11 protein-coding genes are annotated in these 14389 nt (G+C 68.9%); 8 read left to right on the top strand and 3 right to left on the bottom strand.

Features of this window, described 5'->3' with window-relative positions:
- Positions 1–107 precede the first annotated feature (107 nt).
- From ACFY1L_RS15745 to ACFY1L_RS15725, 5 genes are all read left to right on the top strand, one after another.
- Positions 108–1205 carry a sugar ABC transporter substrate-binding protein gene (locus ACFY1L_RS15745; protein ID WP_388824021.1) on the top strand — a complete coding sequence of 366 codons (1098 nt, stop codon included), beginning with the start codon at positions 108–110 and terminating at the stop codon, positions 1203–1205.
- 188 nt (positions 1206–1393) lie between these two features.
- Positions 1394–2185: an ATP-binding cassette domain-containing protein gene (locus ACFY1L_RS15740; RefSeq protein ID WP_388823587.1), complete on the top strand. Its 792-nt coding sequence runs from the start codon at positions 1394–1396 to the stop codon at positions 2183–2185.
- Positions 2182–3483 (top strand): sugar ABC transporter permease, encoded by a 1302-nt coding sequence (locus ACFY1L_RS15735; protein WP_388823585.1) that lies wholly within the window; start codon positions 2182–2184, stop codon positions 3481–3483. Before ACFY1L_RS15740 ends, ACFY1L_RS15735 begins: the two co-directional genes overlap by 4 nt.
- 190 nt (positions 3484–3673) lie before the next feature.
- Positions 3674–5602 carry a 1-deoxy-D-xylulose-5-phosphate synthase gene (gene dxs / locus ACFY1L_RS15730; RefSeq protein WP_388823583.1) on the top strand — a complete coding sequence of 643 codons (1929 nt, stop codon included), beginning with the start codon at positions 3674–3676 and terminating at the stop codon, positions 5600–5602.
- Positions 5603–5748: 146 nt separating this feature from the next.
- Positions 5749–7245 carry an amino acid permease gene (locus ACFY1L_RS15725; protein WP_388823581.1) on the top strand — a complete coding sequence of 499 codons (1497 nt, stop codon included), beginning with the start codon at positions 5749–5751 and terminating at the stop codon, positions 7243–7245.
- A 16-nt stretch (positions 7246–7261) separates the two neighbouring features.
- Here the strand turns inward: ACFY1L_RS15725 and ACFY1L_RS15720 are convergent, their stop codons facing one another.
- Positions 7262–7636: an NTP pyrophosphohydrolase gene (locus ACFY1L_RS15720; RefSeq protein WP_388823579.1), complete on the bottom strand. Its 375-nt coding sequence runs from the start codon at positions 7634–7636 to the stop codon at positions 7262–7264.
- Complete coding sequence (locus tag ACFY1L_RS15715; RefSeq protein ID WP_388823577.1) at positions 7636–8526, bottom strand: NAD(P)-dependent oxidoreductase; 891 nt, start codon at positions 8524–8526, stop codon at positions 7636–7638. The genes ACFY1L_RS15720 and ACFY1L_RS15715 overlap by 1 nt, the downstream gene beginning before the upstream one ends.
- An 85-nt stretch (positions 8527–8611) precedes the next feature.
- On the opposite strand from ACFY1L_RS15715, the gene ACFY1L_RS15710 reads away from it, so the two are divergent.
- The 3 genes from ACFY1L_RS15710 to ACFY1L_RS15700 all read left to right on the top strand — a co-directional run bounded on the left by ACFY1L_RS15710 (position 8612) and on the right by ACFY1L_RS15700 (position 12931).
- Positions 8612–9628 (top strand): hypothetical protein, encoded by a 1017-nt coding sequence (locus ACFY1L_RS15710; protein ID WP_388823575.1) that lies wholly within the window; start codon positions 8612–8614, stop codon positions 9626–9628.
- Positions 9629–9941: 313 nt separating this feature from the next.
- Entirely contained in the window at positions 9942–11210 is a 1269-nt protein-coding gene (locus tag ACFY1L_RS15705) for a nucleotide sugar dehydrogenase (protein WP_388823573.1), read from the top strand.
- Positions 11207–12931, top strand: a complete 1725-nt coding sequence (locus tag ACFY1L_RS15700) for a glycosyltransferase (RefSeq protein ID WP_388823571.1) — start codon at positions 11207–11209, stop codon at positions 12929–12931. The genes ACFY1L_RS15705 and ACFY1L_RS15700 overlap by 4 nt, the downstream gene beginning before the upstream one ends.
- A 60-nt stretch (positions 12932–12991) precedes the next feature.
- On the opposite strand, the gene ACFY1L_RS15695 is transcribed toward ACFY1L_RS15700, so the two are convergent.
- A complete protein-coding gene (locus ACFY1L_RS15695) occupies positions 12992–14356 on the bottom strand; it encodes a polysaccharide deacetylase family protein (RefSeq protein WP_388823569.1) in 1365 nt (454 codons plus the stop codon).
- Between the last annotated feature and the right edge of the window lie 33 nt (positions 14357–14389).

The following is a 14389-nucleotide window of genomic DNA, read 5'->3' as shown; positions in this document are numbered from 1 at the left end:
GTTAAGGATTTACTTCTTGACGTCGCACGTGTGGCCGAGTTGACTTCCAGCCACCTCGGCCGCAACGTCGCGGCCTCGTCAGGGAGGTTTCTGAAGTGAACACGCGTATGCGTCGTGCCGCGTTTGCTGTTGCCGCGAGTGCGATGGCCGTTTCCCTCGCCGCCTGTGGCAGTGCGAAGGAGTCCGGCGGCGGTTCCTCCGAGTCGTCCGCCAAGAAGGGCGACAACATCAAGGTCGGTCTCCTGCTTCCGGAGAACCAGACCGCTCGTTACGAGAAGTTCGACAAGCCCCTGATCGAGAAGAAGATCAAGGAGCTCACGAACGACAAGGCGACCCTCGTCTACGCCAACGCCAAGCAGGACGCGAGCCTGCAGGCTCAGCAGGTCGACACGATGGTCACCCAGAAGGTCGACGTCCTGATCGTGGACGCGGTCGACTCCGCCGCCATCAAGAACTCGGTCCAGAAGGCCAAGGACGCCGGCATCCCGGTCGTCGCCTACGACCGTCTGGCGCAGGGCCCGATTGACGCCTACACCTCGTTCGACAACGTGACCGTCGGCAAGACCCAGGGCGAGGCCCTCCTCAAGGCCCTCGGCTCCAAGGCCAAGTCCGGCAAGATCGTCATGATGAACGGGTCGTCCACCGACCCGAACGCCGCCCAGTTCAAGCAGGGCGCCCTCGACGTGCTCCAGGGCAAGGTGAACATCGGCAAGTCCTACGACACCAAGGACTGGAAGCCGGAGAACGCCAACGCCAACATGGAGGCGGCGATCTCGGCGATCGGCAAGAAGAACCTCATCGGCGTCTACTCCGCCAACGACGGCATGGCCGGCGGTATCATCACCGCCCTCAAGGCCGCCGGTATCTCCAACATCCCGGTCACCGGCCAGGACGCGGAGCTCGCGGGTGTGCAGCGGATCGTCGCCGGCACCCAGTACATGAGCGTCTACAAGCCGTACGCTCCGGAGGCCGACGCCGCCGCCGAGATGGCCGTGGACCTCGCCCAGGGCAAGTCGCTCGACTCCGTCGCCAAGGACAAGGTCGACAGCCCGACCACCAAGCAGATCCCCTCGGTCCTGGTCCCGGTCCAGTCGCTGACCAAGGACAACATCAACGACACCGTCATCAAGGACGGCGTCTACACGGTCGCCGACATCTGCACGGCCCAGTACAAGGCCGCCTGCGACAAGATCGGCCTGAAGTAAACAGCGGCACGTCCCTTCCCAGGTAGGGGAATTCGCTCTTGAATTCCCCTACGGGGACGCCCGCTCCAAAGGCTCCTCCGGCGCCCCGCGCATCAGACAGCCCCGCAAGCTCGTTGCGGGGCGCCGGACGGAACAGCCCCCACATTTCTTTTCTGCACAACCTCCCGCCGGGTCAGGCGGCGAAGGAGATGGTTCACGTGTCCGCTACGCCCGTGCTGGCGTTGCGCGGGGTCTCCAAGCGATTCGGTGCCGTCCAGGCGCTCACCGACGTCGAGCTTGAGGTCCACGCCGGTGAAGTGGTCGCCCTGGTGGGCGACAACGGCGCCGGAAAGTCCACGCTGGTCAAGACGATCGCCGGCGTGCACCCCATCGATGAGGGCGTCATCGAATGGGACGGCAATACGGTCCACATCAACCGGCCGCACGACGCCCAGAACCTGGGCATCGCGACGGTGTACCAGGACCTCGCGCTGTGCGACAACATCGACGTCGTCGGCAACCTGTACCTCGGCCGGGAGGTCCGCAAGTACGGCGTCCTCGACGAGGTCGAGATGGAGCGCCGCTCCCGCGAGCTGCTGGACCAGCTGTCGATCCGCATCCCCAGCGTCCGCATCCCGATCGCCTCGCTGTCCGGCGGTCAGCGCCAGACCGTGGCCATCGCCCGTTCCATGCTCGGCGACCCCAAGCTGGTCATCCTCGACGAGCCCACCGCCGCCCTCGGTGTCGAGCAGACCGCCCAGGTCCTCGACCTCGTGGAGCGGCTGCGGGAGCGCGGTCACGCCGTGATCCTCATCAGCCACAACATGGCCGACGTCAAGGCCGTCGCCGACAAGGTGGCAGTCCTGCGTCTGGGTCGTAACAACGGCGTCTTCGAGGTCAAGTCGACCTCGCAGGAAGAGATCATCTCCGCCATCACCGGCGCCACGGAAAACGCCGTGACCCGTCGTGCGGCGCGCACCAATGGGGAGATCAAGAAGTGAGCATCGACAAGACCTCTGCGGCCCCGGGCACCCCCGAGGACCACGTCGTGGAGAACCCCGAGGCCGCGGCCGGCGCCGCGACCGTCGTCGACCCCCGGCTGCTGGTGCGCGAACAGGGTTTCGCGGGCTATCTCGGCGAGTTCAAGCGGAAGATGAAGGCCGGCGACCTGGGTGCCATCCCGGTGGTCATCGGTCTGGCCATCATCTGGATCATCTTCCAGAGCCTGAACTCCAACTTCCTGAGCGCGAACAACCTGTCCGACATCTCCATCACCATGGTGGGCACGGGCATGATCGCCGTCGGCATCGTCTTCGTGCTGCTGCTCGGTGAGATCGACCTGTCGGTCGGTTCGGTCTCCGGTGTCGCGGGCGCCTCGTTCGCCGTGCTGAACGTCACCCACGGCATGAGCGAAGGGCTGGCCTTCGTGCTGGCCATCCTCACGGGTACGGTCGCCGGAGCGATCCACGGCTTCGTGTTCGCGAAGATCGGTGTGCCCGCGTTCGCGGTCACCCTGGCCGGTCTGCTCTTCTGGAACGGCTTCATGCTCCAGATCCTGGGCGACAACGGCACGATCAACCTGAACAGCGACGGCATGGTCGCCAAGCTGACGACGTACTACTTCTCGGACGTGGCCGCCGCCTACGGGCTCGCGATCGCCGTGACCGCGCTGTTCTTCCTCAGCTCGTTCTTCGGCAACCGCCGCCGCGAGGCCGCCGGTGTGCCGTCCCGGCTGCTGAGCGACACCATCCTGCGCACGGTGCTGCTGGCGATCGTGGCCTTCGCCGCCGCGGCCGTCTACAACCAGTACAAGGGCCTGCCCCTTGCCGTGGTGATCTTCATCGGCGTGCTGCTGTTCACCGACTTCGTGCTGCGCCGCACCCCGTACGGCCGCAAGATCTTCGCGCTCGGCGGCAGCGTCGAGGCCTCCCGGCGTGCCGGTATCAACGTGGAGATGGTCCGGATCTCGGTCTTCGCGATCTCCGGTACCTTCGCCGCGATCGGCGGTCTGTTCATCGCCTCGAAGATCGCCTCCGCCAACCAGGGAGCCGGTGGCGGTGACCTGCTGATGAACGCGATCGCCGCGGCCGTCATCGGCGGTACGTCCCTGTTCGGTGGCCGTGGCCGCACCTGGAACGCGCTCCTCGGCGTGCTGGTCATCGTCTCGATCCAGTACGGCCTTGCACTGCAGGGCATCGCCTCGCCGGTCCAGTACATGATCACCGGTGGCGTGCTGCTGGCGACCGTCGTCATCGACGCGGTCACCCGCAAGACGCAGAAGACGGCCGGACGGGCGTAACACCCCCGAAGATCCTGTGCCCGGTACCAATGGCGGTACCGGGCACAGTCATGTCGTAGGACCGCCACATCTTGGGTACAGCCGATCGCGTGACGTATCACGCACCGCCCGGGCGTCGTCCGCAAAGGCGGAACATTAGACTCGACAAGCCCGGCAACAGCTCGATCAGCTCTACTGCAAGGAGGCACGGGTGCCGCTGCTGACCCGCATCAGGGGACCGCGTGATCTGGACCGGCTCAGCCTGGAGCAGCTGGACCAGCTGGCGGAGGAGATCCGGACCTTCCTCGTCGACGCCGTCTCCAAGACCGGCGGCCACCTCGGCCCCAATCTCGGTGTGGTCGAGCTGACCATCGCGCTGCATCGGGTGTTCGACTCCCCGAAGGACAGGGTGCTCTGGGACACCGGTCACCAGTCCTACGTGCACAAGCTGCTCACCGGCCGCCAGGACTTCTCGAAGCTCAAACAGAAGGGCGGCCTGTCCGGCTACCCCTCGCAGGCCGAGTCCGAGCACGACGTCATCGAGAACAGCCACGCCTCCACGGTGCTCGGCTGGGCCGACGGCCTCGCCAAGGCCAACCAGGTCCTCGAGCGTGACGACCACGTGGTCGCCGTGATCGGCGACGGCGCCCTCACCGGCGGCATGGCCTGGGAGGCGCTGAACAACATCGCCGACGCCAAGGACCGCCCCCTCGTCATCGTCGTCAACGACAACGAGCGGTCGTACGCCCCGACCATCGGCGGCCTCGCGAACCACCTCGCCACTCTCCGTACGACCGACGGGTACGAGCGCTTCCTGGCCCGCGGCAAGGACCTCCTGGAGCGCACTCCGGTCGTCGGCAGGCCGCTCTACGAGACCCTGCACGGCGCCAAGAAGGGCCTGAAGGACTTCATCGCCCCGCAGGGGATGTTCGAGGACCTCGGCCTGAAGTACGTCGGTCCGATCGACGGTCACGACATCGAGGCCCTGGAGTCGGCGCTCGCGCGGGCCAAGCGGTTCGGCGGCCCGGTCATCGTGCACTGCCTCACCGAGAAGGGCCGCGGCTACCAGCCCGCCCTCCAGGACGAGGCCGACCGCTTCCACGGCATCGGCCCCATCCACCCCGACACCGGTCTGCCGATCAAGGCCTCGGGCGCCGACTGGACCTCCGTGTTCGGCGACGAGATGGTCAAGCTCGGCAAGGAGCGCAAGGACATCGTGGCCATCACGGCGGCGATGCTGCAGCCGGTCGGCCTGAAGAAGTTCGCGGACACCTTCCCGGACCGGATCTACGACGTCGGCATCGCCGAGCAGCACGGCGCCGTGTCGGCCGCGGGCCTCGCCACCGGTGGCCTGCACCCCGTCTTCGCCGTCTACGCCACCTTCCTCAACCGCGCCTTCGACCAGGTCCTGATGGACGTCGCCCTGCACAAGTGCGGGGTCACCTTCGTCCTGGACCGGGCCGGCGTCACCGGCACCGACGGCGCCTCCCACAACGGCATGTGGGACATGTCGATCCTCCAGGTCGTCCCCGGGCTGCGGCTGGCCGCCCCGCGCGACGCCGACCAGGTGCGGGCGCAGCTGCGCGAGGCCGTCGAGGTCAAGGACGCGCCGACCGTGGTCCGCTTCTCGAAGGGCGCCGTCGGCCCCGCCGTACCCGCCGTGGGACGGGTGGGCGGCATGGACGTACTGCGCGAGCCCGGCACCGACACCCCGGACGTGCTGCTCGTCTCCGTCGGCGCGCTCGCCCCCATGTGCCTGGAGATCGCCTCGCTGCTCGACAAGCAGGGCATCTCCACCACCGTCGTCGACCCGCGCTGGGTCAAGCCGGTGGACGAGGCCATGGCCCCGCTCGCCGAGCGGCACCGCGTGGTCGTCACCGTCGAGGACAACTCCCGTGTCGGCGGTGTCGGTTCGGCGGTCGCGCAGGCCCTGCGCGACGCGGGCGTCGACGTCCCGCTGCGCGACTTCGGCATCCCGCCGCGCTTCCTCGACCACGCCTCCCGCGCCGAGGTCATGGCGGAGATCGGGCTCACCGCCCCCGACATCGCCCGCCAGGTCACCGGGCTCGTCTCCAAGCTGGACGGCCGCTTCAACCAGGCCGCCGCCCAGGTCGACTCGGTGGAGCCCGCGCGCGACTGACACCTCCGTACGGCCGGACGGGCCGCTTTCGCCACCGCCAAGGGTGGTGAAAGCGGCCCATCTGCGTGAATCCGCCCGCGCCGGGGCATACGCCTTACGCCCCCTCTCGATCATGTCGAGGACGACACAGCGTGGGAGGTACGCGCATGAGCAGCACCCTCTTCCGGACGAAGAACGTCGAGCAGTCCATCCTCGATACCGAGGAGCCAGAACACGCGCTGAAGAAATCCCTCTCCGCGCTGGATCTGACCGTCTTCGGCGTCGGCGTCATCATCGGTACCGGCATCTTCGTCCTGACCGGCACGGTGGCCAAGAACAACGCCGGCCCCGCCGTCGCCCTGGCCTTCGTCGCAGCCGGGGTCGCCTGCGCGCTCGCCGCGCTCTGCTACGCCGAGTTCGCCTCCACCGTCCCGGTGGCGGGATCGGCCTACACCTTCTCGTACGCCTCCCTGGGCGAGCTGCCCGCCTGGATCATCGGCTGGGACCTGGTCCTGGAGTTCGCGCTCGGCACGGCGGTGGTGGCCGTCGGCTGGTCCGGGTACATCGCCTCGCTCCTCGACAACGCCGGCTGGCACCTGCCCGCCGCACTGAGCGGCAGGGAGGGGGCGGACGGCTTCGGCTTCGACATCCTCGCCGCCGCGCTCGTCCTGGTGCTGACCGCCATCCTCGTGGTCGGTACGAAGCTCTCCGCGCGCGTCACGACGGTGGTGGTCGCGATCAAGGTGACCGTCGTCCTTACCGTGATCATCGCGGGCGCCTTCTTCATCCACGGCGAGAACTACGACCCGTTCGTCCCCAAGGCCCAGACCGTCGAGGCGGGCAACAGCCTCCAGTCGCCGCTCATCCAGCTGATGTTCGGCTGGGCGCCCTCCAACTTCGGTGTGATGGGCATCTTCACCGCCGCGTCCGTCGTCTTCTTCGCCTTCATCGGTTTCGACGTCGTCGCCACGGCCGCCGAGGAGACCAGGAACCCGCAGCGCGACATGCCCCGCGGCATCCTCGGCTCCCTCGTCATCTGCACCGTGCTGTACGTCGCCGTGTCGATCGTCGTCACGGGGATGGAGCACTACACCAAGCTCTCCGTGAGCGCCCCGCTCGCCGACGCCTTCAAGCACACCGGACACCCCTGGTACGCGGGTTTCATCAGCTTCGGTGCCGCCGTCGGCCTGACGACGGTCTGCATGATCCTGCTGCTCGGCCAGACCCGGGTCTTCTTCGCGATGAGCCGCGACGGACTGCTGCCGCGCTTCTTCTCCCACGTCCACCCGCGGTTCAAGACCCCGCACCGTCCGACCATCCTGCTCGGCGTGCTCATCGCGATCCTGGCCGGCTTCACCAGCCTCAGCGAACTCGCCGAACTGGTGAACATCGGCACGCTCTTCGCGTTCGTGGTCGTCGCGATCGGCGTGATCATCCTCCGCCGCACCCGCCCCGACCTGCCCCGCGCCTTCCGCACCCCCTGGGTGCCGGTGATCCCGATCCTGTCGGTGTGCGCCTCGCTGTGGCTGATGCTCAACCTGCCCGCCGAGACCTGGCTGCGCTTCGGGATCTGGATGGTCGTCGGCTTCTTCGTGTACTTCCTCTACGGCCGCTCGCACAGCCGCCTCGGCCGCCAGGAGCAGACCCGGGCCGAGGCCTCCTGAAACCGCGGTGACGGGATCACGCCGGCCTGACCGAACGCGGTCCCGTCACCTCCGCCCCCAACTCCGTGACCCTGCGCCGCAGTTCGCGGTCGGCCGTCACCACCAGTACCGGCCGTCCACCCGCGCCGGCGACCAGGTCGACCATGTGGTCGTCCCCGCTGCCGGGCGCCGACTCGACCCGTACTCCCGGCACCGTCGCCACTCCGCGCGCCGCGCCCTCCACCACGAGGACGATCTCCACGGGGCCGGAGTGGCCCGGCAGACCGTCCGCCGCCAGCCGGTCGCGCAGCCGCTCCGCGGCCCCCCGCCGATCGCGCCACCAGCCGTCGGGAACCGACCCGACGACGTTCGCGGCGTCGACGATCACGAGCAGCGGAGTGCTCTCGTCCACTAGTCGGCCCGCTTCTCGTCGAAGCTCGCGAAGTACGCCGCGGCCATGTCCTCGTCGGCGTGGCCCTGCGCGGCGGCCCGCTCCAGGCGTTCGGCGCTCGCGGCGGCCACATCCAGGCGGACACCGTGCTTCTGCCCGGCCTCGACGATCAGACGGGCGTCCTTGGCGGCCGTGTCCACCGCGAACTGGGCCGGAGAAAGCTGGTCGTTGAGGACCAGGGCCGCCTTGGCCTTCAGATAACCCATGTCCAGCGGGCCGCCCGCGATGAGGTCGAAGAAGTTCTGCGGGTCGACGCCCAGGGCCTTGGACAGGGCCAGCACCTCGCCGGTCGCGGCGGTGGCGGCCAGCACCCAGCTGTTGGCCACCAGCTTCAGCCGGGTCGCGCTGCCGGCCGCGCCGTCCTCGCCGGTCCACACCGTGCGGGCGCCCACCGCGTCGAACACCGGCTCCACCACCGCCCGGCCCGCGACCGGCCCGGCGGCCAGGACGGTCAACTGACCGGCTTCCGCGGGCTGGCGGGTGCCGAGCACAGGAGCGTCGTAGAAGACCAGGCCGTGCTCCTCGGCGAACGCGGCCAGGCGGCCGATCGCCTCGATGCCGGCGGTCGTCGACTGCACCCAGGCGGCGCCGGGGCGCAGCGCGGAGGCGGCCTCGCGCATGACGCCCAGGGCGGCCGGACCGTCGTACAGCATGGTCAGGACGACATCGGCACCCCGGACCGCCTCGGCGGGCGTGTCGGCGACATGGGCGCCGTCCGCGGTGAGCGGCTCGGCCTTGGCGCGGGTGCGGTTCCAGGCGCGGACGGTGTGCCCGGCGCGGGCCAGGTTGCGGGCCATGGCGGCGCCCATGATGCCGGTGCCGAGGACTGTCACGGTGAGCTTGTCGGTCATGTGGTCGGCTTCCTTCTCGTACGGTGGTTGCCCGGTGCGAGGGCCCGGGACGCGTTACGTGTACCCGCCCGCTTAGAGTGAACCAGTGAACGGCGACTGGCTCATACGCGGCCGCGACGGCCGGCTCAGTGTCTACCTCCCGACGGGCGACGCCGTCCTGTGCCGCGCGGAACGCGGCCCCGGCGGCCCCTGGTCGGCCCCGCACAGGATCGGCGGCGACCAGAAGCTGCGCCTCTCGCCCGCCGTCGGCCGGGGCGCCGACTCCTACACCCATCTGGTCTCCTGGCGGCCCACCACCTCCGGCGAGTCCGGCCTGGTGCACTCCACCCACTACCGGCCCCGGCTGGCCGCCCTCGACTGGGTCCCGATCGGGCACCCCGACAAGAAGGGCCCCGACACCGGCACGCCCGCCGTCGCCGTCGACGCCGAGGGCCGGGCCCATGTCTTCGTACGCAACAAGGGCGGCGGAGTGAGCATGGTCGCCCAGAAGGAGAAGGGCGGCTGGGACCCCTGGCGCGACCTCAAGGGGCGTGACGTACAAGGGGAGTTGGCGGCCGTGTCGGGGGAGTCGGGGCGGGTCGAGCTGTACGCGGCCGTGCCCGGCGGCATCCTGCACTGGCGGCAGGAGGAGCCCGGTGCGCAGCCCGCCCTGGAGGAGGCGATCGAGGCCCCGGTCCGGCCGGGCACCCTGCGCGCCCTCGCCACCTCCGCGGACAGCACCACCCTCTTCTACACCGACGACTCGGGCGACCTGTGCGCCTGGCGCCAAGGCGGCAAGCCCGTCGCGTTGCTCGCCTCCGCGGGGCCCGGCCCGGTCTCCGCCGTCCGCTGCGAACTCGACGGCCACGACTGCACGTTGCTCGCCCAGCGCTCGTCGAGCGGCCGCGTCGCCTTCGCCGCGTACCCGACCGAACAGGAGTCGGCGGGCGCCTGGTGGACCGAGTCGGGACCCCAACTCCCCGCGGACGCAGGGGTGTCGCTCGCGGTCGACGAGGACGACCGGGTGGTGGCGGCAACGTTGTCCCCGTCGACCGGACAGCTCCTGCTGACCCGCCGGAAGGACGAACCGGGGCTGGCGCTGGAGGCGTGGCGGGAGGTCTGACAGCCGCCCTTCCGCTTCCGCTTTCCGCTCTGGCCGGTTCCTGTCGTTGCCCGGTACCTTCGCTCGGTTCGTTCCGCTTCCCGTTCGAACGGGCTCACACGTGAGCAGTCGGTGACAGGAGACATACAAGGGGTGGAAAGGGTTGTACGGATGTGTGCGTGACAAGGGGCACTTTGAGCGACTGTGGTGAGAACGTGAAGGTCTTGTTAGCCTTCCACAGCTTGTTCGAATTCCGCGCGGGTGGCCGAAAGCCGCCCGCGCCTTGTCTTGTCGTCGCACGTCTTGCCGTGCCAACGGGGTTGGGAATGATGTCGTGAACAGATCCTCCGCGGTGGATCTTGTCGTTGTCGGGCTCGGTTACGTAGGACTCCCGCTGGCCCGTTCGGCCACCGCGGCAGGGCTGAAAGTCGTCGGTCTCGACCGCAGCCGGCACGTCGTCGAGGGCCTGAACTCCGGCCGCTCGCACGTGGACGACATCACGGACGCCGAGGTCGCCGCGATGCTCGAGCAGGGCTTCGAGGCGGTCGACCGGCCCGAGGTGATCGCCGGAGCCGCCGCCGTCGTCATCTGTGTCCCGACCCCGCTCACCGAGTACGCCCCGGACCTGACCGCGGTGAACGCCGCCGTCGAGGACATCGCCGCCCACCTGGTGCCCGGCACCCTCGTCGTCCTCGAGTCCACGACGTACCCCGGCACCACCGACGAGGTCGTCCGCCCGCGCCTGGAGGCCGGCGGCCTGAAGGTCGGCGAGGACTTCCACCTGGCCTTCTCGCCCGAGCGCATCGACCCGGGCAACCCCTCCTTCGGCCTGGAGAACACGCCCAAGGTCGTCGGCGGCGTCACCGCCGACTGCACCAAGGCCGCCCGCGCCCTCTACGAGCGGTTCGTGACCCGCGTCGTCGAGGCGAAGGGCACCCGCGAGGCCGAGATGGCCAAGCTGCTGGAGAACACCTACCGGCACGTGAACATCGCCCTCGTCAACGAGATGTCGATGTTCTGCCGTGAGATCGGCGTCGACCTGTGGGACGCGATCCGCTGCGCCTCCACCAAGCCGTTCGGCTTCGCGCCCTTCTACCCGGGCCCCGGCGTCGGCGGGCACTGCATCCCGATCGACCCCAACTACCTTTCGTACAAGGTCCGTTCGCTCGGCATCCCGTTCCGCTTCGTGGAGCTCGCGCAGGAGATCAACCAGCGCATGCCCGTCCACGTCGTCAACCGGGCCGCCGACCTGCTGAACGACCAGGGCAAGGCCGTCCGCGGCTCCCGCGTGCTGCTGCTCGGCGTCACCTACAAGCCCGACATCTCCGACCAGCGCGAGAGCCCGGCCCTCGCCGTCGCCGAGAACCTCCTCGCGCGGGGCGCCGAACTCGTCTACTTCGACCCCAGGGTCGAGGACTGGAAGGTCGCCGGCGCGTCGGTCGACCGGACCGGCGACTACCTCGCCGAGGCCGAGACCGCCGACCTCACCATCCTGCTCCAGCCCCACCGCGAGATCGACCTCGGTCTGCTGGCCGACCGCGCACGGGCCCTGTTCGACACCCGGGGCAAGTCGGCCGATCACCCCCGGGTGGTCAAGCTGTGACTGCCGACGATACGTACATACCCGCGGCCGTCGAGTCCGGCGGCCGCCGTGCGCACCGTAAGCGCCGGCACCTGAAGGTGTCGTACTTCGTCTTCCTCGCCCTCGCCGCACTGATCGCCACCCGGCTCGACGCGGGCTCCCTGCACCTGTACTCGCTGGGCGCCATGGGCCTGCTGGCCCTGAAGATGTTCGGCGCCCTCTTCTACCGTCCGGCCAAGGCCGGGCGGGAGGAGCTGGAGTACCTGGAGAACTCCTGGGTCACCGCGGTCATCCCGATCTACAACGAGGACCCGGTGATGTTCGAGCAGGGCATGCGCAGCCTTCTCGCGCAGAGCCGGCTGCCGAACGAGATCCACATCATCGACGACTGCAGCGCCAACGACTCCGGCATCAGGGCCGCGAAGAAGATGCGCCGCGAGTTCGAGGCCAAGGGCGTCAAGTACACGGTCAGCGTGCAGCCCGAGAACAAGGGCAAGCGCGAGGCCCTCGCGCTGGGCTTCGAGGCGGCGCCGTACTCGGACATCTTCCTGTGCGTCGACTCGGACACCGTCCTGTCCCGGGACACCGTCCGTGAGCTGCTGCTGCCGCTGGCCGACGAGAAGATCATGGCCTCCACCGGCATGGTGCTGGCGCTCAACCACGACAGCAACATCTTCACGCGCCTGCAGGACCTGCGCTACGGCAACTCCTTCCTGTTCGAGCGGGCCGCCTACTCCCGTCTGAAGTCGGTCCTGTGCTGCTGCGGCGCGCTCTCCGCGTACCGCGGCACGCTGGTGCGCAAGTACCTGCCGGACTTCCTCAACCAGCAGTTCCTGGGCAAGCCGGCCGTCTTCGGCGACGACCGCCGTATGACCAACTACTGCCTCATGGAAGGCCAGGTCGTCTTCCAGGAGACCGCCGTCGGCTACACGGCCGTCCCCGAGAAGCTCCCGCACTTCCTGCGCCAGCAGGTCCGCTGGAACAAGTCCTTCTTCCGTGAGTCCCTCTGGGCCTTCACACACCAGAAGAAGTACCGCCCGGCCTTCTGGCTGACCTGCATGGAACTTGCGCTGTGGCTGGTCTTCGGCACCGCGATGTTCTACTCGATGGTCATCACGCCGATCCTGCACCCGGACCGCTTCGTCGCCCACATCGGCGACTACCTGGTCTTCATGGTGCTGATGGGCTACCTGCGCAACGTCCGCTACCTCGACTTCCCGCGCCGCGGCATGGGCTTCATCAAGCGCTTCGGCATGTTCCTGCTGGCACCCATCTACGGCGTGATCCAGCTGACCCTGCTCACCCCGCTGCGGTTCTACGCCCTCGTCACCCTGCACAAGGGCAGCTGGGGCACCCGCCAGGGCGGCGTCGAGGTGTCGGTGGCCGGTGACCACGAGGCCGACGTGACGGAGATCTTCGAGGAAGAGGACCCGTACTCCGACAAGAAGGTCACCGAGACGCTCCAGCTGATGCGCCTCGAGGGCGTCGCCCTGCGCCGCACGGCCCAGCGCGTGGCCCCCGCCATCCCCACCCAGCCGCAGCCGCTGCCCGGCTACGACGAGCAGCACGCGTACGCGCCCCAGCAGCGCGTTTCCTGGGGGACGCCGGAAGAACAACAGTGGCAGGGCGGCCAGCACGACCCGTACTACAACGGGCAGCACCCCAACTACCCCGACCACCAAGGGCAGTACGTCGATCCATCCTGGCAGCAGGGCAACAACGGGCACGGACAGGGCTGGTAGTACAGCACGGACGGGGGCGGCTCCTTCGAAGCGAGGAGCCGCCCCCGTCCGTCGTATCGCCTATGTGTAGTACGCCATCGCCTCCGCGACCGTCACCACCGGAATCCCCCGGTCGGCGATCGCCTTCAACAGCGTGCCGAGCCCTGCCTTGCCGATTTCCGTGCTGGCAGCGGGAGCCCCGTCCACCACCCGGTGCAGACAGAGGATCAGCCAGTCCCCGTCGTTCGCGCACCGGTCGAGCCGACCGCCCGCCGCGGTGAGGCTCGCCAGCGCCGTACCGCCCACGCCGGAGCCGTCGCTGACGCCGGTGAGCGCCTTGAGGCGATAGGGCATCGCCGGGGCGAAGGACTCGATCGTCTCCGAGATGATCGACCGGGCGGTGGTGAAGTGCCGGCTCGCGATCTGGTCCACCGGCACACCGTCCGTCGTCTTCTCGAACGCGCCGTGCGGATAGGCGAAGTGCTCGCTGGTGAAGCCGTTCCCGACCAGCCACTCCCGCAGGGTGCGCAGGTCGTCGTCCACCTGCCCGGCGGTGAGCTTGCTGTAGCTCGCGGTGTGCGCGCTCGTCGCGTACGAGTGCCCCGCCATCTCCCAGCCCGAGAAGTCCTGCAGGGAATGCATCTGATCAAGCGTCAGATAGCCGCTGGTGCCGATCGCGTCGGCGATGTTGTACACCGTGCCGGGGAAGCCGTACGAGTCCAGCACGGGCCGGGCCAGGCCGTACACCGACGTGTGGGAGTCGTCGAAGGTGATGGAGACGACGCCCTTGGGGAAGACGGACGCGGTGTCGGGGATGAGCTCGACGGACTGCAGGTGGTACGTCACCGGGCCGCCCGCGTTGTCGTACACCGCGAAGGACATGTCGGTGAACCCGGTCGTCGTGGACGGAACACCGCCGGACGAGATCGAGTACGTCCCGGCCGCGCTCGCGACGTCGGCCCACTGCAGATGCACCGTGACCCACTCGCCGGACTGGACGTAGTTCGTCGCCGTCGTGGAGTGGGTGTGGAACTGCCAGAGGAAGTAGTTGGCCAGCGAGCCGGTGCCGAGGTAGAAGGACAGCTTCGAGAGGTTCGTGGTGTCGTCGATCCGGAAGACCAGCCGGATCGCCTTGCCGGTCAGGCTCAGCGCGGATCCGCCGAGTTTCCTGACGTACGACTGCTTGCCTGCGCCCGTGGTGGTCACGCGCACCGACTGGGTGCCGTGCACGAAGACCGACGTGTCGTTCACGTCGGCGGAGGAGGTGCCGGTGCCCGCGGCACTCCAGCCGTGCCCGGTCTGGAACTGCTGGGACCAGGTCGCGCGCCGGCGTCTGGGTCGCAGACCGGTGGGCGCGTACGTCGGTGGCGTGCCCAGGTTTCCGATGCCGGCGGCGGCCGCCGGTGTGGCGGGCGCGGTGCCGAGCAGGGCACCGCCTGTGGTCACCAGCCCCCCGGTTCCCGCGAGCCGTAGTGCGGA

Source organism: Streptomyces sp. NPDC001663, assembly GCF_042893105.1.
GTDB lineage: Bacteria > Actinomycetota > Actinomycetes > Streptomycetales > Streptomycetaceae > Streptomyces.
This window is presented reverse-complemented; position numbering and strand designations above follow the sequence as displayed.

What these genes read in the sequence shown, in the direction of transcription:
- ACFY1L_RS15745 (WP_388824021.1), top strand. Translation starts at nt 108, where the DNA reads ATGCGTCGTGCCGCGTTTGCTGTTGCCGCGAGTGCGATGGCCGTTTCC.
- ACFY1L_RS15740 (WP_388823587.1), top strand. Translation starts at nt 1,394, where the DNA reads ATGGTTCACGTGTCCGCTACGCCCGTGCTGGCGTTGCGCGGGGTCTCC.
- ACFY1L_RS15725 (WP_388823581.1), top strand. Translation starts at nt 5,749, where the DNA reads ATGAGCAGCACCCTCTTCCGGACGAAGAACGTCGAGCAGTCCATCCTC.
- ACFY1L_RS15715 (WP_388823577.1), bottom strand. Translation starts at nt 8,526, where the DNA reads ATGACCGACAAGCTCACCGTGACAGTCCTCGGCACCGGCATCATGGGC.